Origin of the sequence: Amycolatopsis orientalis, assembly GCF_000943515.2 — a bacterium.
GTDB lineage: Bacteria > Actinomycetota > Actinomycetes > Mycobacteriales > Pseudonocardiaceae > Amycolatopsis > Amycolatopsis orientalis.
Window position 1 is genome coordinate 4,603,002 of record NZ_CP016174.1, and the last position, 23,737, is coordinate 4,626,738.

General features: G+C 70.6%; 22 protein-coding genes. 11 read left to right on the top strand and 11 right to left on the bottom strand.

Annotation, left to right across the window (positions count from 1 at the left end):
* Positions 1-32 precede the first annotated feature (32 nt).
* Positions 33-1,457 (bottom strand): rifampin monooxygenase, encoded by a 1,425-nt coding sequence (rox, locus tag SD37_RS20160; RefSeq protein ID WP_044853342.1) that lies wholly within the window; start codon positions 1,455-1,457, stop codon positions 33-35.
* Between the two features lie 248 nt (positions 1,458-1,705).
* Between rox and SD37_RS20165 the strand changes: the two genes are divergently transcribed.
* The 3 genes from SD37_RS20165 to SD37_RS20175 are packed head-to-tail and all read left to right on the top strand — an operon-like array spanning position 1,706 to position 4,394.
* Positions 1,706-2,380, top strand: coding sequence for a TetR/AcrR family transcriptional regulator (locus tag SD37_RS20165; protein WP_044853343.1), 675 nt, complete (start codon positions 1,706-1,708; stop codon positions 2,378-2,380).
* Entirely contained in the window at positions 2,377-3,510 is a 1,134-nt protein-coding gene (locus tag SD37_RS20170) for an FAD-dependent oxidoreductase (protein WP_044853344.1), read from the top strand. Before SD37_RS20165 ends, SD37_RS20170 begins: the two co-directional genes overlap by 4 nt.
* Before the next feature lie 56 nt (positions 3,511-3,566).
* Entirely contained in the window at positions 3,567-4,394 is an 828-nt protein-coding gene (locus tag SD37_RS20175; RefSeq protein ID WP_044853345.1) for a hypothetical protein, read from the top strand.
* Positions 4,395-4,401: 7 nt separating this feature from the next.
* On the opposite strand, the gene SD37_RS20180 is transcribed toward SD37_RS20175, so the two are convergent.
* On the bottom strand, positions 4,402-5,031 hold the full coding sequence (locus tag SD37_RS20180) for a CGNR zinc finger domain-containing protein (protein WP_044853346.1): 630 nt from the start codon (positions 5,029-5,031) through the stop codon (positions 4,402-4,404).
* Positions 5,032-5,121: 90 nt separating this feature from the next.
* On the opposite strand from SD37_RS20180, the gene SD37_RS20185 reads away from it, so the two are divergent.
* Positions 5,122-5,901, top strand: coding sequence for an MBL fold metallo-hydrolase (locus SD37_RS20185; protein ID WP_044853347.1), 780 nt, complete (start codon positions 5,122-5,124; stop codon positions 5,899-5,901).
* Positions 5,901-7,193, top strand: coding sequence for an MFS transporter (locus SD37_RS20190; RefSeq protein WP_044853348.1), 1,293 nt, complete (start codon positions 5,901-5,903; stop codon positions 7,191-7,193). Before SD37_RS20185 ends, SD37_RS20190 begins: the two co-directional genes overlap by 1 nt.
* Positions 7,194-7,287: 94 nt before the next feature.
* On the opposite strand, the gene SD37_RS20195 is transcribed toward SD37_RS20190, so the two are convergent.
* Positions 7,288-8,019: a dienelactone hydrolase family protein gene (locus SD37_RS20195; RefSeq protein ID WP_044853349.1), complete on the bottom strand. Its 732-nt coding sequence runs from the start codon at positions 8,017-8,019 to the stop codon at positions 7,288-7,290.
* Between the two features lie 195 nt (positions 8,020-8,214).
* On the opposite strand from SD37_RS20195, the gene SD37_RS20200 reads away from it, so the two are divergent.
* Positions 8,215-8,919, top strand: a complete 705-nt coding sequence (locus tag SD37_RS20200) for a class I SAM-dependent methyltransferase (RefSeq protein ID WP_044853350.1) — start codon at positions 8,215-8,217, stop codon at positions 8,917-8,919.
* A gap of 94 nt (positions 8,920-9,013) precedes the next feature.
* On the opposite strand, the gene SD37_RS20205 is transcribed toward SD37_RS20200, so the two are convergent.
* Entirely contained in the window at positions 9,014-10,102 is a 1,089-nt protein-coding gene (locus SD37_RS20205; RefSeq protein WP_044853351.1) for a winged helix DNA-binding domain-containing protein, read from the bottom strand.
* Between the two features lies 1 nt (position 10,103).
* Positions 10,104-11,291 carry an epoxide hydrolase family protein gene (locus SD37_RS20210; protein WP_044853352.1) on the bottom strand — a complete coding sequence of 396 codons (1,188 nt, stop codon included), beginning with the start codon at positions 11,289-11,291 and terminating at the stop codon, positions 10,104-10,106.
* A 63-nt stretch (positions 11,292-11,354) separates the two neighbouring features.
* Here SD37_RS20210 and SD37_RS20215 point away from each other — a divergent pair, with 63 nt between their 5' ends.
* On the top strand, positions 11,355-12,320 hold the full coding sequence (locus SD37_RS20215; RefSeq protein WP_044853492.1) for a helix-turn-helix transcriptional regulator: 966 nt from the start codon (positions 11,355-11,357) through the stop codon (positions 12,318-12,320).
* A 732-nt stretch (positions 12,321-13,052) separates the two neighbouring features.
* Here the strand turns inward: SD37_RS20215 and SD37_RS20220 are convergent.
* The gene (locus SD37_RS20220) at positions 13,053-14,702 is read right to left on the bottom strand and encodes a WXG100 family type VII secretion target (protein ID WP_044853353.1); all 1,650 of its coding nucleotides are present in this window, start codon (positions 14,700-14,702) and stop codon (positions 13,053-13,055) included.
* Between the two features lie 70 nt (positions 14,703-14,772).
* Positions 14,773-15,552, bottom strand: a complete 780-nt coding sequence (locus SD37_RS20225) for an SDR family NAD(P)-dependent oxidoreductase (protein WP_044853354.1) — start codon at positions 15,550-15,552, stop codon at positions 14,773-14,775.
* A gap of 85 nt (positions 15,553-15,637) precedes the next feature.
* Between SD37_RS20225 and SD37_RS20230 the strand changes: the two genes are divergently transcribed.
* Complete coding sequence (locus SD37_RS20230) at positions 15,638-16,489, top strand: helix-turn-helix transcriptional regulator (protein WP_044853355.1); 852 nt, start codon at positions 15,638-15,640, stop codon at positions 16,487-16,489.
* On the opposite strand, the gene SD37_RS20235 is transcribed toward SD37_RS20230, so the two are convergent.
* Complete coding sequence (locus SD37_RS20235; RefSeq protein WP_044853356.1) at positions 16,448-17,683, bottom strand: PucR family transcriptional regulator; 1,236 nt, start codon at positions 17,681-17,683, stop codon at positions 16,448-16,450. The two genes, SD37_RS20230 and SD37_RS20235, sit on opposite strands and share 42 nt — an antisense overlap.
* A gap of 153 nt (positions 17,684-17,836) precedes the next feature.
* On the opposite strand from SD37_RS20235, the gene SD37_RS20240 reads away from it, so the two are divergent.
* Positions 17,837-18,664, top strand: a complete 828-nt coding sequence (locus SD37_RS20240; protein WP_044853357.1) for an SGNH/GDSL hydrolase family protein — start codon at positions 17,837-17,839, stop codon at positions 18,662-18,664.
* 102 nt (positions 18,665-18,766) lie between these two features.
* Here the strand turns inward: SD37_RS20240 and SD37_RS20245 are convergent, their stop codons facing one another.
* Positions 18,767-19,948 (bottom strand): S8 family peptidase, encoded by a 1,182-nt coding sequence (locus tag SD37_RS20245; protein WP_236725429.1) that lies wholly within the window; start codon positions 19,946-19,948, stop codon positions 18,767-18,769.
* 270 nt (positions 19,949-20,218) lie between these two features.
* Between SD37_RS20245 and SD37_RS20250 the strand changes: the two genes are divergently transcribed.
* A complete protein-coding gene (locus SD37_RS20250) occupies positions 20,219-21,022 on the top strand; it encodes a pentapeptide repeat-containing protein (RefSeq protein ID WP_044853359.1) in 804 nt (267 codons plus the stop codon).
* Positions 21,023-21,028: 6 nt separating this feature from the next.
* On the opposite strand, the gene SD37_RS20255 is transcribed toward SD37_RS20250, so the two are convergent.
* On the bottom strand, positions 21,029-21,667 hold the full coding sequence (locus SD37_RS20255; protein WP_044853360.1) for an SDR family NAD(P)-dependent oxidoreductase: 639 nt from the start codon (positions 21,665-21,667) through the stop codon (positions 21,029-21,031).
* Between the two features lie 181 nt (positions 21,668-21,848).
* Here SD37_RS20255 and SD37_RS20260 point away from each other — a divergent pair, with 181 nt between their 5' ends.
* Positions 21,849-22,802, top strand: a complete 954-nt coding sequence (locus SD37_RS20260) for a helix-turn-helix transcriptional regulator (protein WP_044853361.1) — start codon at positions 21,849-21,851, stop codon at positions 22,800-22,802.
* Here the strand turns inward: SD37_RS20260 and SD37_RS20265 are convergent.
* Positions 22,781-23,719, bottom strand: a complete 939-nt coding sequence (locus tag SD37_RS20265; protein WP_044853362.1) for an AraC family transcriptional regulator — start codon at positions 23,717-23,719, stop codon at positions 22,781-22,783. The two genes, SD37_RS20260 and SD37_RS20265, sit on opposite strands and share 22 nt — an antisense overlap.
* Positions 23,720-23,737 lie beyond the last annotated feature (18 nt).

The following is a 23,737-nucleotide window of genomic DNA, read 5'->3' on the forward strand; positions in this document are numbered from 1 at the left end:
GCCCCCAGCCAATAGCGCCCGGCGCCGCCGCACTAGAGCCCTTCGCCCTCTCCGAACCACCGGCGCAGCGCCCCGGACAGGCCCTGCTGGTCTTCGCCGGTCCACGCGACGTGACCGTCCGGCCTCAGCAGGACCGCGGGCACGTCGAGTTCCTCGCTGACATCGACGACGTGGTCGACCCGGTCTCCCCACTCCCGCACCGAAAGCCGCCCGGTCTGGTCGAGCAGCAGCCCGCGGCCCCCGCGCATGAGCCCGTAAAGGTGCCCCTGCTTCAGTTCCAGATCCCGCATCCGGCGGCCGAGCAGTTCGTGCCCGTCGCCGAAGTCGTAGCGGATCCCGGTCGCGGTGGTCTTCTCGGTCAGGTACCGGCTCACCTCTTCGATGTCCATCAGTTCCGACAGCAGCCGCCGGACCGCCTGGGCGCCCGGTTCGAGGGACATCAGGTGCATCTGGGCGCGGGTGTTGTCCAGTACGGCGGCGGCCACCGGACGGCGTTCGGTCTCGTAGGTGTCCAGCAGGCCGTCCGGTGCCCAGCCGTCGATCGCGGCGGCCAGTTTCCAGCCGAGGTTGAAGGCGTCCTGGACGCCGAGGTTGAGGCCCTGCCCGCCGACCGGTGGGTGGATGTGCGCGGCGTCGCCGGCGAGGAACGCGCGTCCGACGCGGTAGTGCTCGGCCAGCCGGGTGGCGTCGCCGAAGCGGGAGAGCCAGCGCGGCGAGTGCACGCCGAAGTCGGTCCCGGCGACGGCCTTGAGCTGCTTCTTGATCTCTTCGAAGGTCGGCGGGACTTGGGGGTTGTCGCTGACACCGTCGGCGGGCACGCCGACCCGGTACATCCCGTCGCCGATCGGGGAGACACCGAACCGCAGCTGTGTCTTGCGGACCTCGGTCATCACGGCGAGCACCGTGTCCCAGTCCTCGGTCAGTTCCATCTCGCCCAGCAGCGTCTCGACCGTGGTGGGCTCCCCGGGGAAGTCGACGCCGAGGAGTTTGCGCACCGTGCTGCGGCCGCCGTCGCAGCCGACGAGATACCGCGACCGCAGCCGGGTGCCGTCGGCCAGCTCGACGTCCACCCCGTCCTCGTCCTGGCTCAGCCCGGTCACTTCGCGGCCTCGCCGGATGTCGACGCCGACTTCGGCGGCGTGGTCGATCAGCAGGCGGTCGGTGATGGTCTGGGGGATGGCGAGGAGGTACGCGTGGGCGCTGTCCACCGCGGGCGGCGGTTTCCTGATGCCGGCGAAGGAGCCGAGCGGGTGCTTCGTCCCGTGTTCGAGGAAGCGCTCCAGCAGGCCCCGCTGGTCCATCACCTCGATACTGCGCGCGTGCAGGCCCATCGAGCGGACGACCTTGCTCTGTTCCACGTCCTTTTCCAGGACGACCACGCCGACGCCGTGCAGTCGTAGTTCGGCGCCCAGCATCATGCCGGTCGGGCCACCACCGGCGATGATCACGTCGATCAAGAGTTCCCCCGTTTGTCGAGCTCGTGCTTACGGCGGGTGATTGTCCGGGACGACCGGGGTCTTGCCGCAAGCCCCGGGGTGCGGTATACGTTGGAAGTGGCAGGGAGAGTCGATCTCTCTGCCTTTGTCATATCCGTCCGTTGTGGACACACCTCTTCCGGCCCGGGATCGGGGAACTCAGTGTGACCTGTGACGAACATGTTCGTCACGAACTTGTTCGGAGCGAACATGTTCGTTAAGCTGGCTTCATGGCACTGGAGAAGAGCCGCCGGGAGCGACCGGCGAAGCCCGCCCTGACCCGCGACGGCATCGTCGCGACCGCTGTCGGGATCCTGCGCGAGGAGGGCTTGCGGAAGGTGACGATGCGCCGCCTGGCGCAGGAACTCGACACCGGCGCGGCCTCGCTCTACGTCTACGTCCGCAATACCGCCGAGTTGCACGCGGCGATCCTGGACGAACTCCTGGGCACGATCGCCCCGCCGCCGTCGCGGGGCGGATGGCGTGACCGGCTCGAACGGCTGCTGACCGCGTACACGGCGATGCTGCTCGAATACCCCGGTCTCGCGCTGTCCGCCCTGGTGGCCCGCCCGAGCGGCGAGAACTACCTCGGCCTGCTCGAGACGCTCCTGAGCCTGCTCGCCGAGGGCGACGTGCCTCCCGAGCGGCGCGCCTGGGGCGTCGACATCCTCCTGCAGCACGCGACGGCGATCGCGGCCGAGCACGCCGGCGAGGACTCCCCGGAGGACTGGGACGCGCTCGCCCGCGCCGTCCGCGACGCCGACGCCACCACGCATCCGCAGGTCGCCGCCCACGCGGGCGACCTGCTCACCGGACAACCCGCACAGCGGATGTCCTGGGGCTTCCAGGTGCTCATCACCGGGATCGCCGACACCGCCGTACCACCCGGAAGGAACCCGGCATGACCACACACCACCCCATCGCGATTGTCGGCGCGGGCCTGGGCGGGCTCACGCTCGCCCGCGTCCTGCACGTCAACGGCGTCGAGGCCGCGGTCTTCGACCTGGACGCGTCACCGTCGGCCAGAGCGCAGGGCGGGATGCTCGACATCCACGAGGACACCGGCCAGGAAGCCCTCCGCGCGGCCGGTCTCCACGACCGGTTCCGAGCACTCGTGCACCCCGGCGGCGAGGCCCTGCGCATCCTCGACCGGCACGCTGTCGTCCACCTCGACGAGACCGACGACGGCGACGGCGGACGCCCCGAAGTCGCCCGCGGCGATCTGCGCGACCTCCTGCTCGGCTCCCTGCCCGCGGACACCGTGCGCTGGGGCACCAAGATCACCGCCGCCCATCCAGTCGGCGGCGGGAAACACGAGGTCGTCCTGGCCGACGGCACGGTGTTCACCACGGACCTGCTGATCGGCGCCGACGGCGCGTGGTCCAGGATCCGGCCCCTGGTCTCCGACGCCGAACCGGCCTACGAAGGCATCTCCTTCGTCGAGGTCCACCTCCACGACGCCGCGACCCGCCACCCCGCGAGCGCGGCACTCGTCGGCGGCGGCATGTTCTTCGCACTCTGTGCGGGCAAAGGCCTCCTGGCCCACCACGACTCCACCGGCAGCCTGCACGTCTACATCGCGCTGAGGACCGCTGAGGACTGGATCCGCGGGATCGACTTCAGCGACACCGCCGGAGCGAAAGCCGCCGTGCTGACGCACTTCGACGGCTGGGACGCGAACCTGCGGGCACTGATCACCGACGCGGACGGCGACCTGGTCGCCCGGCCGATCCACGCGCTGCCGGTCGGCCACCGCTGGGACCGTGTCCCCGGCGTCACCCTCCTCGGCGACGCCGCCCACCTGATGTCGCCGTTCGCCGGGGAGGGCGCCAACCTCGCGATGTTCGACGGCGCCGAACTCGGCCGCGCCCTCATCGCCCACCCCGGCGACGTCGAGGCCGCTCTCGGCGCGTACGAGAAGGAGTTGTTCCCCCGTGGCGAGGCCTCGGCGGCAGAATCCGCGGAAAGCCTCGACCTCTGCTTCGCCGAGGACTCCCCGAAGCCGCTACTGGAGCGATTCGCGTCGTATCGCTGAGGCAACCATCGCACGGTGCCGGGCGTGCATCCGGTAGCGAGCGAAGGGGAACCGCGGTGGAAGCACACCAGGGATGGGCCGGCGAACTCAGGCCGGAAGAGATCGCGGTGACCAGGAAGTGGCTGGCCAGACGCGGGATCGAGGTCGGGGAGCCATCGAGGTCGCTCGCCATCCGGGTCGGCCCGCGGCTGAGCCGGATGGTGCCCGGCAGGCTCTGGTGGCTCGTTGGAGCGGTGGTGGTGAGCACGCTGCTGGGCGGCGCCTACGAGTTTCTGGTGGCTCGCGGCGAAGGGGCGTCCGACGGCGTCAGCCTCTACTTCATCTGTGCCAGCCTGCAGACCGCGCTCTGGGCGTCGTACCTGCACCGTGAGCGCGCGCTGGGTCCGCTGCCGGTCATGGACCGCCGCTCCGGGCGCCCGCCGGCGCGGAAGATCCTCGGCGGCTGGTACATCGCCTCGCTCGCGATCACCTTCGGCGGCGCCGCCGCGCTCGCGGCGGCCATCCACCTCACCAGCCCGGCGAAGGCCTACGCCTGGACCTGGCTGGGCGCGCTCTGCTGGCCCGCCCTCTGCTGCGCGGTGATCCTGGTGGTTACCCTGCGGCGGCCCGTCCAGGCCGAGGACACCGCCTCGGCGGCCGTCGACACCGAGCTGCGGGTCCTGGACTGCCAGGCCGCGGCGCCCGGTTTCTACGGGGCGATCGTCCTGTTCGACGTGGCGACCGGCGACAGCGCTCCCGCCGGGTTCACCGGCTGGCTGATCGCCTACGCGGTGCTCGCACTGGGGACCACGGCCCTCGGTCTCCGGCACCACTACCACCGTCCGGCGTTGCCGCCCGGCGACTACGGAATCCCGGTCCGGCGCCCGCTCGACCTGGCTCAGTAGGCCAGGCTCACCCGACCGGTTCGTGCTGGGTGCGCCGGGCGTAGGCCCGGGCGGCACGGGCCCGGTCGCCACAGCGGACCGAGCACCACTGACGACGGCCGTTGCGCAGGAAGAACCGGTTGCACGGCGCGGATCCGCAGGCGGCCAGCCGGTCGGCGTCCGGTCCGGTGAGCAGATCGGCGGCGTTGGCCGCGAGGGCCGCCAGAGCGTGTTCCACGATCTGGGTGATCGGATGCGGCGCGGTGCGGCACAGCCCCTGTACCGGATCCCAGCGCAGGAGCGCGGCGGTGGGCGCCTTGCTCAGCGCGTCGTTGACGGCGTTGAGGGCACTCTGCGGGGCAGGCTCCGCGCACGACCGGGAAGCGAGCAGGACTCGCACCTGTTCGCGCAGTGACCGGATCTGCGCCGCGCACATCTCCCGCAACCCGGTCCCGGGCGGGGCGAAACCGTGCTCGACGAGCCAGCGCGTCGCGCTGTCGGGGGTACCGACCTGGTCGACGAACTGCCCGCCGGGCAACGCGATCGCGGTGTTGGCGAACGCGAGCGCGACGTACTGCTCCGCCCCCGGCGCGGGAGGAAGGAGATCGGTCCCGGCGTAATCGTCCACGACCTCATGGTAGTCAGCGGATTCAACCATGAGAAAGTCTCACGGAAGTGGTTGCGGGAATCCGTGAGAACCCGCTAGCGTTCTTCACGGAAAGAACAATACCTATCCGTGAGGTGGAAGATGGCAGTAGGCGTGAACCCGATCAGCGACCAGCTCTCCGTCCAGGTCTTCGGTGGGCCGACGGCGCTGATCGAGTACGGCGGCCTGCGGTTCCTGACCGACCCGACCTTCGACGAGCCCGGCCACTACCCCAGGCCCGGTGGCAGGCCCGGCCTGACCAAGACCGCCCCGCCCTCGACGAAGCGCGCCGACCTCGGCCCCGTCGACGCGGTCCTGCTGTCACACGACGAGCATCCCGACAACCTCGACCACTCCGGCCGGGAACTGCTGGCCGACGTACCGCTGACCCTCACCACCCCCAGCGGCGCGGGCCGGCTCGGCGGCACCGCGAAGGGGCTCGCGCCGTGGGAGTCGGTCGACCTGCCCCGCCCGGACGGGGGAGTCGTGACCGTCACCGGCGCGCCCGCGCAGCATGGCCCCGAAGGCGCGGACAAGGTCACCGGGGAGGTCGTCGGTTTCGTACTGACCGCCCAGGACCTGCCGACCGTCTACGTCAGCGGCGACAACGCCTCCCTCGACGTGGTCCGGCAGGTCGCCGAACGGTTCGGCCCGGTCGACACCGCCGTCCTCTTCGCCGGGGCCCCGCGGCTGGAGGGGGTCTTCGACGGCGCACTGCTCGTCCTCGACAGCGCCCTGGCCGCGGAAGCGGCGAAGATCCTCGGCGCCGGCACCGTCGTCCCCGTCCACGTCGACAGCTGGGACCACTTCACCGAAAATCGCGACGACGTCGTGGCCGCGTTCACCGCGGCGGGCCTCGCCGACCGCCTGCGGCTCGGCTGATGTCCCAGCACCTGACCGAGCCGGTCACCACGGACTCACTGCCGCGGACACAGAAACGCACGCTGACCGTCTTGACCGTCTCGCAGGTGCTCAGCGGCGTCGGCCTCTCGGCGGGAGTCACCGTCGGCGCCCTGCTGTTCCAGGACATGCTCGGCTCCACCGCGCTGGCCGGGCTGCCCAGCGGCCTGCTCACCGCCGGAACCGCGATCGCCGCCGTCGGCGTCGGCCGCCTGTCCCAATCGCGGGGCCGCCGCCCCGGACTCGCGGGCGGCTACCTCGCGGGAGCCGCGGGCAGCGCGGGGATCATCACCGGCGCGGTCCTGCAGAACGCGGTCCTGATGGTCGTCGCGCTCCTGCTGTACGGCGCGGGCGCGGCGGCCAACCTCCAGGCCCGCTACGCCGGGGCCGACCTCGCCGCCCCCGCCCGCCGGGCACGCGCGGTGTCCACCGTCCTGGTCGCCACCACTCTCGGCGGGGTGGTGGGAGCCACCCTCGCCGCCCCGACCGGTGTCCTCGCGGCCGCACTGGGACTACCGCCGCTCACCGGACTCTTCCTCGTCTCCGGAGTGGCCTACGCCCTGGCCGCCGTGGTCCTCCTCGGCTGGCTGCGCCCCGACCCGTACCTGCTCGCCCGCACCCTCCCACCGGACGGGCGGGCACCCGGCACCATCCAGGACACGGGCGAGGGACCTGGTGTGCCACAAGGGATCCTGGTGATGGTACTGGCCCAGATCACGATGATCGCGATCATGACCGTGACCCCGATCCATCTGCTCGGGCACGGTCACGGCACCGGCGCCGCCGGTCTGGTCATCGCACTCCACGTCGGCGCGATGTTCCTGCCCTCGCCGCTGTCCGGGCTGCTCGTCGACCGCTACGGCCGTCGCGAGATCGCCGTCGCCGGCGGGATCACCCTGGCCGTCGCCGCCGTCCTCGCCGCGGCCGCCCCAGGCGACTCGGTGGTACTCCTGGCCCTCGCGCTCATCCTCCTCGGACTGGGCTGGAACCTCGGCATGGTCAGCGGCACCGCCATCATCACCGACGCCGCACCCGTCGCCACCCGCGCGAAGACCCAGGGGATGGCCGACGTCGGTGTCGCGATCGGCGGCGCGGCGGGCGGCATGTCGTCCGGGTTCGTCGTGGTCGGCATCGGCTACCCCGCGCTCGCCCTCCTCGGCGGCGTCCTGGCACTGGCCGTCATCCCCGCCGTCGGATGGCGCGCACGACGTCGTGAAGACGGAGTTCCCGTGCCCGGTGAGGGCCCGTTCGATCGTCGCGAAGGCCCCCTTTGAGACGGTGAACGTCGCAAAGGGGCCTTCGCGACGCCCTTGCCTTACCCCTCGAGGACAGGTGGGGCAGGGACTCGGCGCCCCCGCTGCCCCGTCCTCACCTCAGGTGCCGGTCGAAGAACCGGCCTGCCTCCTCCCCCGCGAACCGCGGGACGCCGGTGTGTCCGCCCATGTTGGCCTGAAGCGTCTTCTCCTTCGAGCCGAAGGCGTCGAACAGGTCCAAGGCCAGCTGCCGGTCGTTTCCTTCGTCGTCCCACTGAAGCAGGACATGCAGCGGGATGGTGACCCGCCGGGCGTCCTCGAACAGGGAACGAGGCACGTAACTTCCCGCGAACAGGACCGCGGCCGAGATGCGCGGCTCGACCGCCGCCAGCCGGGTCCCGATGGCGATCACCCCTCCCGAGTACCCGACCGGGCCGCCGATCTCGGGCAGCTCGAGGAGGGCGTCGAGAGTGGCCTGCCATTCCGGCACCGCCTTTTCGACCAGGGGGAGAACGAGCCGGACGACGATCTCGTCGGAGACCGGCTCGCCGGCCTCCACCGCCCGGCGCAGATCGACGCGGGCCTCCTCGGCGGCGGCGATCCGGGGCCGGTCACCGCCGCCGGGAAGCTCGATGGTGACCGCGGCGTAGCCGGACGCGGCGGCGTGCCTCGCCCGGGCGACCAGCCGGGGGTACATCTTGCGGACCCCGCCGGGGTGTCCCATCAGGATCAGCGGGGCGGGTGCGGCCCCGGACGCGGGCGTCCACAGGATGCCGGGGATGTCGCCGAGGATGAATTCGCGTTCGAGGACGCCGTCGTCGAAACGCTGCTCGGAAATGAAACGCATGGTCGTGCCTTTCGGGAGTGCTCAGAACGGCGCTCCCGGACGACCTATCGCCCGACCGTGACCCCAGAGGGGAGCACCCATGTCGATACTGCGTTCACGGGTACCACCTCCTCGGTCTCTCGCACGGCTACCGGGAGACTAGCGGCCGCCGTCGTTGGCCGCCAACGGGTTTCCGCGTGCGCCATATTGGGGCGTATGGCCTCCACCGTCGAAAACGACTACGACACCTTCGCCGAGGCGTATGCGGCCGAAAACGAGAGCAGCCTCGTCAACGCCTACTACACGCGACCGGCGATCCTGGACCTGGCAGGGGAGGTGTCCGGCCGTCGGATCCTCGACGCCGGCTGCGGAGCGGGCCCCCTGTTCGAGGCACTGCGCGACCGCGGCGCCCTCATGACCGGCTTCGACGCCAGCACCAAAATGGTGGAGCTGGCCCGGAAACGGCTCGGCCCCGACGCGGACTTGCGGGTCGCCGACCTGGCCGAACCCCTGCCGTATCCGGACGGCGCGTTCGACGATGTCATCGCCGCCCTGGTGCTCCACTACCTGGAGGACTGGTCCGCGCCGCTCGCCGAGATACGACGGGTGCTGAAGCCCGGCGGACGGCTGATCATGGCCGTCAACCACCCGATCATCTTCAAGCTGCTCTATCCCGAAGCCGACTATTTCGCCACCGTCAAGTGGGCCGACGAGTACATCTTCAGCGGCCAGAAGGCCGTGCTCACCTACTGGCACCGTCCGCTGCACGCGATGACCGACGCCTTCACCGCCGCCGGCTTCCGGACGGCCGTCGTCAGCGAGCCGCACCCCGCACCGGGCGCCCGCGAGCGATTCCCCGAGGAACTCGCGGGCAAGACGGCCTTCCTGAGCTTCCTGTTCTTCGTCCTCGAGGCCGCCTGACCGGATCAGCTGGCTGGGCTACTGGCCGGCCCGGCTGGGGGCCCTGGCTTGAGGAAATCGAGGCCGCAGGGCGCTCTTCCGCATCGAGAGCGGCTCAAGCTCCGAAATGGACGGTGTGGGCCAGACCGGGAGCCGCGAAAGTGAGCAGACGCAGGGCTTCGGCCTCGATGGCCTCACGGTCGTTCGCGGAAAGCGGGCGCAACGGCACCACGGTGAGCGCACCAGCCCGGTCCCTCGTCCAGGTCGCCGCCACCGTGCCGTCGACGAGCACGGTCGCCGCGACCGCGTCGCCTTGGCAAACCTGGCGCCGGATCGGGTCGGCCATGATGCGGGTCCGGTCGGCGTGCGCGAGCAACGTCGCGTCGAACTCCGGCAACAGCCGGACGGGCGCGGGGAGATCGGCGGGCGGCAGTTCCCGGTCGGGCAAGTCGAACAGCTCGCGGCCCGACTCGTCCGCGTAGGTGCGCAGTTCCGGCCGCAACTGCTCGAAGATCTCAGGCAGCCCGCTCACCCCGGACCAGGTCCGTGCGTCGGCGACGGTGGCCGGGCCGAACGCGGCCAGGTAACGCCGCACCATTTCGCGGGTGCTCCCGGCGGTCGCTTCGGGCAGGTCCGGAAAGGCCGCGACCGGGGTCGCACCGCGCTTGCCCCACGTCCCGCTCGGCGCGGGATGCACCACGGGGAGCAGGTACTGCACCGTCCAGCCGAGCGCGGTCGCGTCGGCGCCGGGGCGGGTTCGCGCGAGCGCTCGGCCCAGTTCGGGACGGGTGAGCACTTCGCCGCTGGACAGCAGTTCCGCCGCTTCGGTGACGAGGTCGTCCAGCTCGATGCCGGTGGTACGGCGGCCGAAAACGTTGCGCTGCACCCGTTTCAGCAAGGGCGACAGCACCGGCCGTACGAGCCGGAAGTCCGCCGTCGGCACCAGGTGCTGGGTAGCCCGCATCAACACGGACCGCACCAGGGAACCGGTTTCGATGGCGGTGGTGAGGTCCTCGATGGTGAAACGGTCGAGCCTGCTCCATAGCGCGAGATAGGGCGGATCCGGGGACTGCGCGTTGAGTCCGAAGAGGTGCCCGGTCGTCGCGACCACGTCCAGTCCGGCGCGGCCGAGCAGCAACTGCCGGTCGAGCAGGGCGCGGTTGAGCGCCCGCGGGCTCAGCACCGCGGTCCCGCGGGCGCCCATCTCAGCGAACCTTCCGGAAGAAGACGCGGACGTCGTCGACCAGCGCGGCGGGCGCCTCCATGGCGAGGAAGTGCCCGCCGTGGCCGAGTTCGGTCCAATGCACGATGTGGTGGTCGCGCTCGGCCCAGCGGCGGATGGTGACGTCATGCGCGGACACCAGCACGCCGACGGGCACCTTCGGCCCGGTGGGCGCTTCGGCGGTCCAGCCGCCGGTTCCGCCGGTCCACTCGGTCCAGCTGTCGCTCCAGCCGTTCGCCGACAGCTCCTCGTAGTAGATCTGGGCGGCGGAGCCCGCGGTGCCGGTGAACCAGTACAGCGAGATGGTGGCGAGCATGCGGTCGCGATCCACGCACTGCTCGGGCAGCGCGTCTTCGGGCATGGTCAGTTCCTTGAACTTCTCCACGATCCACGCGAGCTGACCGGCGGGCGAGTCGTGCAGGCCGTAGGCCACCGTCTGCGGACGCTTGGAGTTGCACTGCAGGTAGCCGTCGTTGAAGTTCTGCATCGCCTGCCAGCGTCGCTGGTCGGCCTCGGGGAGGTCGTCCAGTTCACCCTCGGCGCCGATCGGGAACGAGATCATCCCGTTGACGTGCACCCCGATCACGTGCTCGGGATCCTGCTTGCCGATCTCCGGGCCCACCCACGAACCGGTGTCGTAACCCTGCACGCCGTAGCGTTCGTAGCCGAGGTCCGCCATCAACTTGGTGAACAGGCCCGCCATCTTCGCAGCGTTCATGCCCGGCCCGGCCAGCGGCGTGGAGAAGCCGAAGCCCGGCAGAGACGGGATGACCAGGTGGAAGGCATCGGCCGGGTCGCCGCCGTGCGCCCGCGGGTCCGACAGCGGCCCGATCACGTCGAGGAAATCGGTCACCCCGCCGGGCCAGCCGTGCAACAGGACCAGCGGCGTGGCGTCCTGCTCGGGGGAGCGCACGTGGAGGAAGTGCAGGCGCTGGCCGTCGAGGGTGGTGACGAACTGAGGGTGCGCATTGAGCGCGGCTTCCTGCGCCCGCCAGTCGAACTCGGCGCGCCAGTACTCCGCGAGATCGGTCAGGTAAGCGACGGGCACCCCTCGGCTCCAGCCGACGCCGGGCAGTTCGGACGGCCAGCGGGTGGCGGCCAGCCGTGCGGCGAGGTCGTCGAGCTGAGCCTGCGGGATATCGATCGAGAAGGGGTGGATGTCCGGTGTCATGGGCGCAACGCTAGGAGGCGGTTAGGACAGGTTTGGTCCTAACGATCGGGCAGAATGGAAATCATGCTGGAGACTTCCGCGCGACTGCTGAAACTCCTGTCGTTACTGCAGACGCACCGTGACTGGCCGGGCGCCGAACTGGCGGAACGCCTCGGCGTCACCACGCGGACCGTGCGGCGGGACGTGGAGCGTCTGCGGGAACTCGGTTATCCGGTGCACGCGCTCCAGGGCACACCCGGCTATCGGCTCGGCGCGGGCGCGTCCCTGCCGCCGCTGCTGCTCGACGACGACGAAGCCGTCGCGGTGGCCGTCGGATTGCGCACCGCCACGGGCAGTTCGGTCTCCGGTATCGAGGAGACGGCGTTGCGCGCGCTCACCAAGCTGGAGCAGGTGCTGCCGTCGCGGCTTCGGCATCGGGTGAACACACTCCAGAGCGCGACCGTGCGCGCCGGGGTGGCACCCGGCCCGAAGATCTCGGCGGACACGCTGATGACCATCGCCGACGCATGCCGTCGCCAGGAGTGCCTGCGCTTCGACTACATCAGTCCGCGCGGTGGCGCGTCCCGCCGGACCACCGAACCGCACAGCCTGGTCAACTTCGGCAGGCATTGGTATCTGGTCGCGTTCGACACCGGCCGCGACGACTGGCGCACCTTCCGGGTGGACCGGCTCACCCCCAAACCGCCCGCCGGACCCCGGTTCACCCCGCGCGAGCTGCCCTATGACGACGTCGCGACTTACTTGGCGCACCAGCTTTCCGCGCGCGGTTGGCCCTGCCAGGCGACGGTCACCCTGCACGAATCCGCCGACGCTGTGACGGACCGGGTCTGGCCGGGCATGGGTGCGATCGAAGCCGTCGACGAGCACAGCTGCCTGCTGCACCTCGGCGCCGAAACCACCACCGACCTGGTCTGGATGATCACCTCGGTGCAGACCGACTTCACCTTGGTCAGCGGACCACCCGACCTCGCGGGCGCACTGCGGCGGCAGGCCGGACGCTGCCTGTCCGCGATCGACCAGACCGGATGAGCGCGACTTCGCCCAGCGCCGCTCCGGGCAAAAACCTCTCCTAGCCGCCTCGTCGGCAAGTTATTTCGCACCCCGTACCAGGTAAAACGCTCTCAGGTCGTCGCTGAGCACCGAACGTCAGCCATCCGGTGTCATCCCACCCTCGGCAGCCGCCGAGCGCGCCCCCGAAGCAACACGCTCGATGGGCGACCGCAGCGATCAATCGGGGGCTCTAGCCCTCTTCTGGGGATGCTCAGTCATAAGGGTCATTATCACGGTGCATCGCTTTGCTTACAGTTTCGCGTATGGCTGACGCGAAACTGGATACGCGTATCGCGTAAACGGTCAAAAGGGACAAGAATTGCCGAGGTGCTGGGCGAGAAAAAGGGCGGCGCGGTCGAGGGCCTGGCATATATAAGAGCGCTGATGCGACGACGGCCCCGTTCTTCAACGACCTGGTGCGGTGCGAGACCCGCCTGTACAACGCGCTCAACGACCGGATGCGCCGAGGCCACGGGATCGCGGCCTCGCAGTACGAGTTCCTGCGCTACCTGCGCGACCATCCGGACGCACGAGTCGGGGACCTCGCGGCTTGTCCACGAAGCGGACGAGACGCTCGCGGCCATCGGCGCGCTCATCCAGACGGCCCTCGACCCTGCGCGGCTAGGCGCCGCCGCGCAGGCGCTGCGGCAACTCCTGACCGCGCTCGAACACGACAGGATCGGCACACCCGCAGGCTGAAGAGCCGCCGGTTCAGGGCAGGGCTTCGCCGAGCTTGTCCAGCCCCTCGCGGATCCCGTCCTCGACGCGCCGATACGTGTCCGCGCCGGTCACCAGGCTGTCGGCGATGCCACCGACCGTGTCCGCACTCGCCGTGAGCCGATCCCCGGCGGCGCTGATGTGCTTGGTCAGCGTGTCGCTGAACGTGGTGGCGGCGGGAACCTCGCCCAGCAGACGCGCCACCAGTTGCAGCCGCGACATCGCGCCCGCCGCGCCGCTCAACGTCGACGTCGCCTCGTCCAGGACACCCGCGGCGCCGACCAGCGAATCGGGGTCCGTTTCGTATCCGGCGTCGCCGGAGGAGAGCGCACCGTCCGGGTCGAGGCCGAGCTCTTCCAAGGAGATCCTGGTCAGCTCAGGCTCGTCCCACTTCGAACCCGGGTTCTTCTGGTACCCGTAGGCGCCGGATTCGTGTGCCAGCACGATCTCCCCGTCGATCTCGACGGCTTCCTCGACGCCGTGCGAGTCGTAGCCGTCGTCGTTGCCCGGCTCACCGCCCTTCAGCTCGATCTCTTCGCGATCGTTGAAGTCGAACCACTCCGGCGTCCGGTCCTGCCGGTAGAACTTGCCGCTGTGCCCGTCGGAGGAGGAGAAGATGAACTCGTCGTCGCGGACCACGACACCCTGGACGTTGTTCGGCGTCTCGATCGGTTCTCCGGCCTTGTCCGGCTGGGGTGAACCATCCGGGCCGACGGGGACCTCGTAGAGCCGGTTGTTGGTGTAGTCGCCCACGAAGAGCTTGCCTTGCGCGTAGGTGACGTAGCTGTGGGCGGGCGTGTCGACCACGTCCACAGCGGCGACCGGTTTGCCGCTGTCCCGCGCGGCGTCGAGTTCGGCCTTGTCGTAGACGTACACGTATCCGTTGGACGACACCCAGACGTGCTTGCCGTCCGTCGCGACACCGCCGGTGTGCGTGGGCGCGCCGACCTCGTCGTCGCCGTTGAGGTAGACGTTTCCCGATTCCACTCCGGTCTCGTAGTCGACGTAGGTCAGCCTGCTTGGCGTCAGGCCGGGGCCGATGGGGCTGTCGCCCGATCCGTCGCCGTCGCCGTCGTGGTACGAGCCGACGAGCAGGTTCTTGCCGTCGTAGGCAAGGCCCTGCGACGTCCACGGCTGCCCTGGATCGACGCCGCTGATGTCGGCGTTGCCGTCGCTGTCCCAGCCCTCGCTTCCGCCGCCGTCGGTGGTGGCCGCCAGCGCGGTGAGCCTGCTTTCGTAGGTCTGCTGGGCGACGGTCAGCGCCCGGATGGTCTTCATCGCGATCTCCGGCGCTTCGACGAGATCGGTCAAGCCGAGCTTGCGCCAGGGGCCGATGGCGGTGTCGGCCGACGTCCGCAGCGCGGAGTACGCCTTCGCGGCGCCCTTGATCGCCGCCTCTGCGGTGTCGAGCTGGGTGTACACCTCGGCGACGGTTCGCGAAGACTCTTTCGCCTTACCGACGAACTCCGCGGCCGCCGTACCGCGCCATGACCGCGCCGCCCGCAAGGCGCCGTCGGAGATCCCGTCCGCGACGGTCCGCAACGACGCCTTGGCGTCGGCGATGGTGGTGCCGACTTCGGCGATGCCCGCCGCGTCACCCGAGGTGAGCTTGGCGTAGAGCGGTTCGGGATCAAGGAACGGCATCGGCTCCTCCTCGGTCAGCGGTCGCGTTCTGACGTCGGCGGGCGGACACCGGTTCCCTCCGATCCACCGCTCAGGACAGCATCCCGCCGTCCACCCGCAGGACGGTGCCGGTGACGTAGGAGGCCCGGTCGCTCAGCAGCCATGCGGCGGCCTGCGCGACCTCCTCGGGTTCGGCCACCCGCCCGAGCGGGGTCTGGGCGTTGAGCCGCTCCAGGATCCCGGGGGAGCTCGCGACCCAGTCGTTGAACATCTCCGTCATCGTCGTTCCGGGCGCGACGGCGTTGATCCGGATCCCTTCCGGCCCGTAGGTGACGGCGGCCGAGGCGGTGAGGCTGTTGACGCCTCGTTTCATCGCGCCGTACGCGGGGAGTTCGGGATTGGCCGTCAGGCTGCCGACGCTGGTGTTGTTGACGATGGCCCCGGTCCCCGCGGTGGCCCTGATCGCCTCGATCTCGGCGACCATCGCCAGCCACGGGCCCTTGAGGTTCACCGCGTAGATGCGGTCGAAGTCGGCCTCGGTCACCCGGTCCAGCGGGCCGGGCGGCACGTTCGTCGCCCCGTTGTTGAACGCGACGTCGAGCCTGCCGTGCAGGTCCACGGCCCGGCCGACGGCCGCGCGCACGCTCGCCGCGTCCCCCAGGTCGCACACCACGTGGTCCGCGACGCCGCCCGCCGCGCGGATCTCCTCGGCGACGGCCTTGAGCTGGGACTCGGTGCGGGCGGCGAGGACGACACGGGCGCCCTCCTCGGCGAACAGCCGCGCGGCGGCGGCACCGATACCGCGGCCGGCGCCGGTGACGAAGGCGACCTTGCTGTCCAGCAGGCCCGAAACAGTCGTTGTGTTGGTCATGCCACCGAGAGTCCGCCCGCCCGGTGACGCTATCCAGGCACCGGCGGTACCTGGCTGGGCCAGGCGCGTCGCGCACACTGGAGAGGTGGACAGAGCACAACTGGCGGATTTCCTGCGCAGCCGCCGCGAGCGGATCGCCCCCGCCGACGTGGGCCTGCCCGCCGGGCCACGTCGCCGCACCCCGGGACTGCGCCGCGAGGAGGTGGCGCAGCTGGCGTTCATCTCGACCGAGTACTACACACGGCTGGAGCAGGCACGCGGTCCCCGGCCCTCCCGCGAGGTATTGGCCGGGCTGACCAGGGCGCTGCGGTTGTCGGACGTGGAACGCGACCACCTGCACCATCTCGCCGGTGCCCCGCCGGGACCTCCGCCCGGCCCGTCCCGTGAGGTCCGGCCCAGCATCCTCGCCCTTCTGCGGCGCCTTCCGCAGGCCGCGGCGATCGTGCTGTCGGCGACCTACGAGGTGCTCGCCTGGAACGACCTCGCCGCGGCACTGATGGAGGACTTCTCCGCACTCCCGCGCCGCGACCGCAACCTCGTCCGCCGCGCGTTCCTCGGGCCACGGCCGGAGAGCGGGCGGCTGTACGGGGTGTCGGACGCCGACGAGTTCGCCGCGAGCGCGGTCCGGAACCTGCGGGCCACCGCCGGCCGTTATCCCGACGATCCCGAGGTCACCGGGCTGATCCGGGAACTTCTCGACGGCAGCGAGGACTTCGCCCGGCTGTGGGCCGCGCACGACGTCTGCGCCGAGCCCACCCTGTGCAAGACGTTCCGGCATCCGGTGGTGGGCCCGATCAACGTCAACTGCGACGTCCTCGCCATCAGCGACCGGGATCAGCAGGTCGTCATCTACACCGCCGACCCCGGCACCCCGTCGGAGAACGCGCTGCGGCTGCTATCGGTCGTCGGGACGCAGCGCATGGACGTCCCGCGCTGAGGCTTTTGTAGGTTCCCTCGATACCAGCGACGAGACATGCGGATCGATCCGCAGCGCGGTGGCGAGCGCGAAGCGGCCCGCCGGGTCGTCGATCGTGCCGCCGAAGAGCGTCCGCAGCTGCCGGATCCGGTACCGGACGGTCTGGACGTGGACATGCAGTTCGACACCGATCGCCTGCGGCTGGTCGGGCCGCGCGAGCCAGGCCGCCAGCGTCGCGGTCAGCCGTTGTCTCGCCGGTTCGGGCAGACCCGCCAGCGGGGCGAGGACGTCCTTCGCGAACTCGGCGGCGAGTTCCGGATCGGCGGTCAGCAGCAGGTCGATGCGGTGGTCGGTGGTGTGGACGAGGGCACTGTCGCCGAGGGCGCCGGTGCGGGTGAGCCGCCACAACGCGCTCGCCCGGCGGGCGCCGAGCGCGGCCGAGCGCAGCGGGACCACCGGGCCGACACCGGCCTGGTCCCGGCCAAGCAGATCCCGCAACCGGCCGAGGTACCACTCCAGCCGGTCGGCGGGCATGACCACGGCCGTGAGGTCGTCGTGGCGGCCGATCAGTACCCGGCCGGGCATCCGGTCCAGCAACCGTGGCGCGACATCGGCGCTGGTGACGGCGATGACGAGCCGGTCAGGCGGAACCCACGCGGCCTGGCTCGCGGCGTCGTCGAGCACGTCGCGGGCGGGCGCCGGTTCGGTGAGCAGGAGACCGAGGAGCCGGTCGCGCCGCGCTTGCCCAGCCCGCGCCGCCTGTGACCGCGCTTCGGCGTATCCGTCGGCGGCCGCGGCCGAGAGTTCCGCGATGAACGCGAAAAGCGCCTCGCCGAGTTCCACGATCGCCTGCGTGGGGAGGTCCACGGCCGGGGCCGCCGAGGTGAGCTGCCGCCACACCCCTAGCGCGGCCGACTGGTAGAAGCCGAGCATCTCTTCCAGGCTGCGGCCCGCGGTGTGCTGGGCCCGGCCCTGCGCGCGGTAGACCTCGCGGTCGGTGGTGACGTCGGGGTGGCCGATCTCGCTGAAGAAGGCCGACAGCGCGACGTCGAGGGTGGTTTGCAGGTTCGCCGCCGTCCGGTGGTCCAGCGGGGTCCGCAGCCCGGCGCGGACCTGGTCCAGCGCGGCGGACGCGATCGCGGCGGTGTCCGGTTCCAGTCGGGTGAGCACCGAGGCGTCCAGGCGGCGCCACGGCTGCGCGGACGGCGTGGTCATAGAGGAAACCTACAAAACTCCGATCAAGAACGCGCGCTTCCGTTCTAGTGGTTCACCCGCTCCCCGGCGGACGCTGTCCGCGGCATCCGACGACGCATGCAGGAGGCGGCAGTGACACGTTCTCGCTGGGGAAGACTCGTTCGTATCGCCGCGGTGGCCGGCACCGCACTCACCCTCGCCGGATTCGCGACACCGGCCATCGCGGCCGAGCGCCAGGTGTACGTCGCGATGGGTGACTCGTTCTCGGCCGGTTCCGTGGTCCTGCCGCAGTCCGATCTGCTCACCTGCGCCCGGTCCGCGATCAACTACGCGGGCCTGCTGGCGAAGGAGATCGAGGTCGACGAACTGCGCGACGTCACCTGTGGTGCCGCGACCACGTCGCATTTCAGCAATCCGCAGAAGGGCATCATCTCCGGCACCAACCCGCCGCAGTACGACGCGCTGTCCGCCGACACCACCCTGGTGACCGTGGGCATCGGCGGCAACGACGTGGGGCTGGTCGGGCTCGCGACGTCGTGTGTGAACCTGCTTCCGGTGGGCACGTCCTGCAAGGCGGCCAACACAGCGGGCGGGGTGGACAAGTACGCGACCAGGATCGACGCCTTCGCTGCCACCTATGGGACGGTCATCGAGCAGATCCGCCAGCGTGCCCCGCGGGCGAAGATCGTCATGGTCGGCTACCCGACCGGGATCAAGGGCGGCGGCTGCTGGCCGCTCGTGCCGGTGCTGCCGCAGGACGCCGACTACATCCAGGCCAACATCGACAGGCTCAACGCGCGGATGGCCGAGCAGTCCGCGGCGCACGGCGCGAGCTACGTCGACATCCGGACGCCGAGCATCGGGCACGACGCCTGTCAGCCGATCGGTGTCAAATGGATCGAAGGGCTCATCCCGTCGGTGGTGAACAACAGCTTCGCGCCCCTGCACCCGAACGCCGCCGGACTCGCGGCCGTCGTACCGAGCATCCGGAAGGTGCTGTAGCGCGCGGACCGCCCTGGAGTCCGTGAAGGCCTCCTTGAGGGACTCAGGGTCCCTCAAGGAGGCCTTCACGGACTTGGCCGACGGACCGGCCGACGGACGTGATCAGGCGGTCGGCGCCCAGTACAGGAGCCGGTTCGGCGAACCGGAGCCCGGGTTGGTCACCTTGTTCGGGGTGGCGGCGTTGATGAGCGCGGTGGCCACCTGCGCGGGGGTGGCGGACTTGTTGTTCTGCAGGTAGCGGGCGGCGACGCCGACCACGTGCGGGGTCGCCATCGAGGTGCCGCTGATGGTGTTGGTCGCGCTGTCACCGGTGTTCCAGGACGAGGTGATGTTCGAACCCGGCGCGAAGATGTCCACGACCGAGCCGTAGTTGGAGAAGCTGGAGCGCGCGTCGGTGTTGGTGGTCGAGCCGACGGTGATCGCCTGGGTCACGCGGGCGGGGGAGTAGCCCGAGGCGTTCGCGTTGGAATTCCCGGCGGCCACGCCGTAGGTGACGCCCGCGGCGATCGAGCGGCGGACGGCGTCGTCGAGGGCGGTCGAGGCGCCGCCGCCGAGGCTCATGTTGGCCGCGGCGGGCTTGACGTGGTTCTTGGTGACCCAGTCGATGCCCGCGATGACGCCGGCGGTGGTGCCGCTGCCGGAGTTGTTGAGCACGCGGACGCCGTAGACGGTGGCGCCCTTGGCGATGCCGTACTGCGAACCGGCGATGGTGCCGGCCACGTGGGTGCCGTGGCCGTTGCCGTCCTGGGCGACGGCGTCGTTGTCGACGAAGTCGTAGCCGTTGCGGGCGCGGCCGCCGAAGGTGGTGTGGCTGATCCGCAGGCCGGTGTCGATGACGTAGACGTTCACGCCGGCGCCGGTGGAGGTGTAGCTGTAGCGCTGGTCGAGCGGGAGGTTGCGCTGGTCGACCCGGTCGAGGCCCCAGGACGGCGGGTTGACCTGCGTGGCGTCCGCGTGGACGACCTGGTTCTGCTCGACGGCCGCGACCGAGGGATCCGCGGCGAGCCGTTTGGCCTGCTTCTCCGAGAGTGACGCGGCGAAGCCCTTGAGCGAGCCGCTGTAGACCTGCTCCACCTTCGCGCCGAAGCGGTTGGCCAGCGCGTCCACGACGCCGGTGTCCTTCAGCGTGACGATGTAGCTGTTCGGGATCGCCTCAGGGGATCCCGCGGCGAGGATCTGTCCTTCGGCGGCCTGCGCGGGAGCGGCGGTGACGCTGATCGCCACGGCGAGGACACTCGCCATTCCGGCACCCGTCAGCCAACGCGCTTGTCTCGTCTCTCGCATGCGTTCGTCCTGTCGTTTCGCAGGGGACCGGCCGGTCAAGACCACGGGAGAGGAAAGCGGTCCAGCTCGACCGCATGGGACGGCACCTGCCGAAGCCCACGAAGATCGAGGTTATTGAGCGTTTGACATGTCCGATATCGACTGAATGGGGCAGGACCCGACCTTCGTCTGGCGACCATTAGCGTGGGGTGCCCTGCACGGAAAGTGGACCTGGGCTCCTCCGTACCCTGTGCGGGGAACACCTGCCGATCCTCTGGAGCCCGAATCACCGTGCCAGCCATTTCGAGCCTGCGAGCCGACTGCGAGAACTGCTTCGGCCTGTGCTGCGTCGTCCCGGCCTTCGCGGCTTCGGCCGATTTCGCGATCACCAAACCGGCGGGCCAAGCGTGCCCGAACCTGCTCGCGGACTCCCGGTGCGGCATCCACGACAAGCTCCGCAAGACGGGCTTCACCGGCTGCACTGTCTACGACTGCTTCGGCGCGGGCCAGAAGGTCTCCCAGGTAACCTTCGACGGCGAGGACTGGCGGAAGGCGCCGAAGACGGCGAGGTCGATGTTCGCGGTGTTCCCGGTCATGCGGGATCTGCAGGAACTGCTCTACTACCTCACCGAGGCGGCCGCGCTGCCGACGTCGGCGCCGATCCGCGGCGACCTGGCCGGGATGATCGACCGGACCGAGCGGATGACGCTGGAGAAACCCGACGTGCTGCGGAAACTGGACGTCCACGCGCACCGGGGCGAGGTGAACGGCCTGCTGCTGCGCGCGAGCGAGCTCGCCCGCGCCGAGGTGCCGGGCAAGAAGAAGGACCGGCGCGGCGCCGACCTCATCGGCGCGAAACTAAAGGGCGCGAACCTGCGCGGCGCGCTCCTGCGCGGGGCTTACCTGATCGGCGCGGACTTGCGCGGCGCAGATCTCCGCGAGGCCGACGTCATCGGGGCGGACCTGCGCGACGCCGACATCCGTGGTGCGGATCTGCGCGGCGCGCTCTTCCTCATCCAGTCCCAGTTGGACGCGGCCAAGGGCGACGCCACGACGACGCTGCCCGAGTCGCTCTCCCACCCGGCACACTGGTAGCCGTTTTCATCCTTTGTGGACGATCTCCCGCAGCCTGCCGTCGTGCGGCTGGGTGTGCAGGCGCCAGTAGTGCTCGGCGATGTCGTCCGGGTCGAACGGTGTCCCCTTCGCGACGGCGCCGGCGACGGTGACCGATGCGACGTGCACCCCCGAGGGCCCGAATCGCTTGTCCAGCAGGGAGACCAGCGCGCGGACACCGGCCTTGCCGAGCGACAGGCTGGTGTATTCCGGTATGGCGTCCGGCATCCCGCCGGTGATGATGATCGTGCCGGAGCCGCGTTCGGCCATCCCCGGCGCGACGTGAGCGGCGGTGGTGATCGCCCCGACGACGTTGACCGACCAGGCCCTGAGGTGTTCTTCGGCCGTGAGTTCACCGGGGGCGTCGGCCTGGATGACGGCGGCGTTGTAGATCACGACGTCGGGCTCGCCGTGTTCGCGGGTGGCGGCGTCGAGGGCGGTCGTGAGTGATTTCTCGTCGGTGACGTCGGCGGTCAGCGCGAGCGCGGTCCCGATTTCCGCGGCCACCGCGGCGAGCGTCGCCTCGGTGCGGGCGATGAGGGTGATCGGCAGCCCTTCGCGGGCGAACCGGAGGGCCACCGAGCGTCCGATGCCCGGTCCCGCGCCGATGACCACTGCGCCTGCCATGTGTGCTCCTTCGAGGTCGGTTGCGGCCGACCGTAAGCCCTCACATCGATGTGAAGGTCAAGCCGCGTTTCGTCCTCTGGATGCGGTAGTTCGCGATGCCAACTACCGCATCCAGAGGACGAAACGCGAGAGCGCCCAAAGTGCGCATCGGGTGAGCGGTTCACCTGCCAGACTGGGGTGTATGCGCGCTGATCGCCTGGTGGCCACCCTCCTGCTGATGCAGGCGCGGGGCCGGGTCACGGCTTCGGAGCTGGCCGACGAGCTCGAGATCTCGGTCGCCACGGCCCGGCGTGACCTCGAGGCGCTGTCGGCGGCGGGTGTGCCGGTGTACCCGCAACCGGGCCGAGGTGGCGGCTGGTCGCTGATCGGCGGCGCGCGGACGGACCTCAGTGGACTGTCGGCGTCGGAGGCGCAGGCGTTGTTCCTGCTGGCCGGGCCGGCGGCGTCGATCTCGCCGGAGGTCAGATCCGCGCTGCGGAAACTGGTCCGCGCCCTGCCCGACACCTTCCGGGCCGATGCCCAGGCCGCCGCGGACGCGGTCGTCATCGATCCGTCCCGCTGGGGTGAGCGGGAGAAGGAACGGCCCGCACCGCTGACCGTGCTGCAGGCCGGGATCGTCCGCCGCCGCAAGGTCCGCTTCGGTTACGCGAAGAGGGGGGCCGACCCGGCCGAGCGGCTGGTGGATCCATGGGGCCTGGTGGACAAGGACGACGTCTGGTACCTCGTCGCCGGCACCGAGAAGGGCCAGCGGACTTTCCGTGTCGACCGGATGTCCGACGTCGAGGTGAGCGACCTGCCCGCGGCGCGCCCGGACGACTTCGAGTTGTCGCGGGCGTGGGAGGGCGTGGTCGACCAGGTCGAACGCCGACGCTCGGGGCTGGACGCCACCGTGCTCATCGCCCAGCGGCATCTGCCGATCCTCCAGGACCATTTCGGACGGCAGTCGGTGGTGGAGGAGACGCTCGGCGACGGGCGGGTGCGGGTGACGGTGTCGGCGCCGGTGGCGTGGATGATCGCCCAGAAACTCGCGGGCTGGGGCTCGATGATCGAGGTGCTGGGCCCGCCGTCGGTCCAGGAGGAACTCGCGCGGATCGGCGCGGAACTGGTCGAGCGCTACGCGACGCCGGTGCGGTAGTGCTGCGGGCTGACGCCGTGTTCGCGTTTGAACGCGGTGCTGAGCGCGAACGAGCTGCCGTAGCCGACCTGCCGCGCGACCGCGCCGATGGTGACGTCGGGGTGCTGCCGCAGGAGATCCGCGGCGAGCGCGATGCGCCAGCTCGCGAGGTAGGCCATCGGCGGTTCGCCGACCGCGGCGGTGAACCGGCGGGCGAACGCGGCCCGCGAAACCCCGGCGTCGGCCGCGAGGCTCGCCACCGTCCACGGCTCGGAAGGCTTGTGCTGCAACAGTTTCAGCGCCCGGCCGACGACGGGGTCGCCATGTGCGCGATACCAGGCCGGTGCCGCGGCCCCCGGCCGGTCGAACCAGGTCCGCAGCGCGGCGACCAGCAGCAGATCGAGCACCCGGTCCAGGACGGCTTCCTGACCCGGCGAGTCCTTGACGATCTCCCCGGCGAGCAACGGCACGAGCGGGTTCTCCCACTCCTCGTCCCGCACGACCAGCAGCGGCGGCAGCGCGGTGAGGAGCCGTTTGCTGATCTCGCCCTCCAGCGGATAGGTGCCGGTCAGCAGGACGACGGGGCCGTCCGGGTCGCTGCCCCAGGTGCGGACGCCGAGGTCGGACAGCTCGGTGAGGTGGCGTCCGTCGGGGGTCAGGCATTCCTGTCCCGGCAGGATCATCGCCTGCGGTGGGGTGGCCGGATCGTCCGCGACGAGATACGGGTCCGGGCCGCGCGCGATGGCGATGTCGCCGGCGCCGAGCCGGACGGCGTCCCCGTGCTCGGGCACGACCCAGGAGTCGCCGCGAACCTGGGCCATCACCGTCAGCGGCGCCTCGTCCTCGACGCGCAGCGACCACGGCGGGGACATCACCGATTTCAGCAGGAACGCGCCGCGGGCGCGAGGTCCGTCGAGCAGTCCGGCGAGAGGGTCCATAGCCGCGAAGTGTAGACG

Bases quoted from the DNA above. Each gene is read 5' to 3' on its own strand.
- SD37_RS20165 (WP_044853343.1), top strand. From the start codon at position 1,706: ATGGCACTGGAGAAGAGCCGCCGGGAGCGACCGGCGAAGCCCGCCCTG.
- SD37_RS20170 (WP_044853344.1), top strand. From the start codon at position 2,377: ATGACCACACACCACCCCATCGCGATTGTCGGCGCGGGCCTGGGCGGG.
- SD37_RS20180 (WP_044853346.1), bottom strand. From the start codon at position 5,031: ATGGTTGAATCCGCTGACTACCATGAGGTCGTGGACGATTACGCCGGG.
- SD37_RS20185 (WP_044853347.1), top strand. From the start codon at position 5,122: ATGGCAGTAGGCGTGAACCCGATCAGCGACCAGCTCTCCGTCCAGGTC.
- SD37_RS20190 (WP_044853348.1), top strand. From the start codon at position 5,901: ATGTCCCAGCACCTGACCGAGCCGGTCACCACGGACTCACTGCCGCGG.
- SD37_RS20195 (WP_044853349.1), bottom strand. From the start codon at position 8,019: ATGCGTTTCATTTCCGAGCAGCGTTTCGACGACGGCGTCCTCGAACGC.
- SD37_RS20200 (WP_044853350.1), top strand. From the start codon at position 8,215: ATGGCCTCCACCGTCGAAAACGACTACGACACCTTCGCCGAGGCGTAT.
- SD37_RS20205 (WP_044853351.1), bottom strand. From the start codon at position 10,102: ATGGGCGCCCGCGGGACCGCGGTGCTGAGCCCGCGGGCGCTCAACCGC.
- SD37_RS20210 (WP_044853352.1), bottom strand. From the start codon at position 11,291: ATGACACCGGACATCCACCCCTTCTCGATCGATATCCCGCAGGCTCAG.
- SD37_RS20215 (WP_044853492.1), top strand. From the start codon at position 11,355: ATGCTGGAGACTTCCGCGCGACTGCTGAAACTCCTGTCGTTACTGCAG.
- SD37_RS20220 (WP_044853353.1), bottom strand. From the start codon at position 14,702: ATGCCGTTCCTTGATCCCGAACCGCTCTACGCCAAGCTCACCTCGGGT.
- SD37_RS20225 (WP_044853354.1), bottom strand. From the start codon at position 15,552: ATGACCAACACAACGACTGTTTCGGGCCTGCTGGACAGCAAGGTCGCC.
- SD37_RS20235 (WP_044853356.1), bottom strand. From the start codon at position 17,683: ATGACCACGCCGTCCGCGCAGCCGTGGCGCCGCCTGGACGCCTCGGTG.
- SD37_RS20245 (WP_236725429.1), bottom strand. From the start codon at position 19,948: ATGCGAGAGACGAGACAAGCGCGTTGGCTGACGGGTGCCGGAATGGCG.
- SD37_RS20255 (WP_044853360.1), bottom strand. From the start codon at position 21,667: ATGGCAGGCGCAGTGGTCATCGGCGCGGGACCGGGCATCGGACGCTCG.
- SD37_RS20260 (WP_044853361.1), top strand. From the start codon at position 21,849: ATGCGCGCTGATCGCCTGGTGGCCACCCTCCTGCTGATGCAGGCGCGG.
- SD37_RS20265 (WP_044853362.1), bottom strand. From the start codon at position 23,719: ATGGACCCTCTCGCCGGACTGCTCGACGGACCTCGCGCCCGCGGCGCG.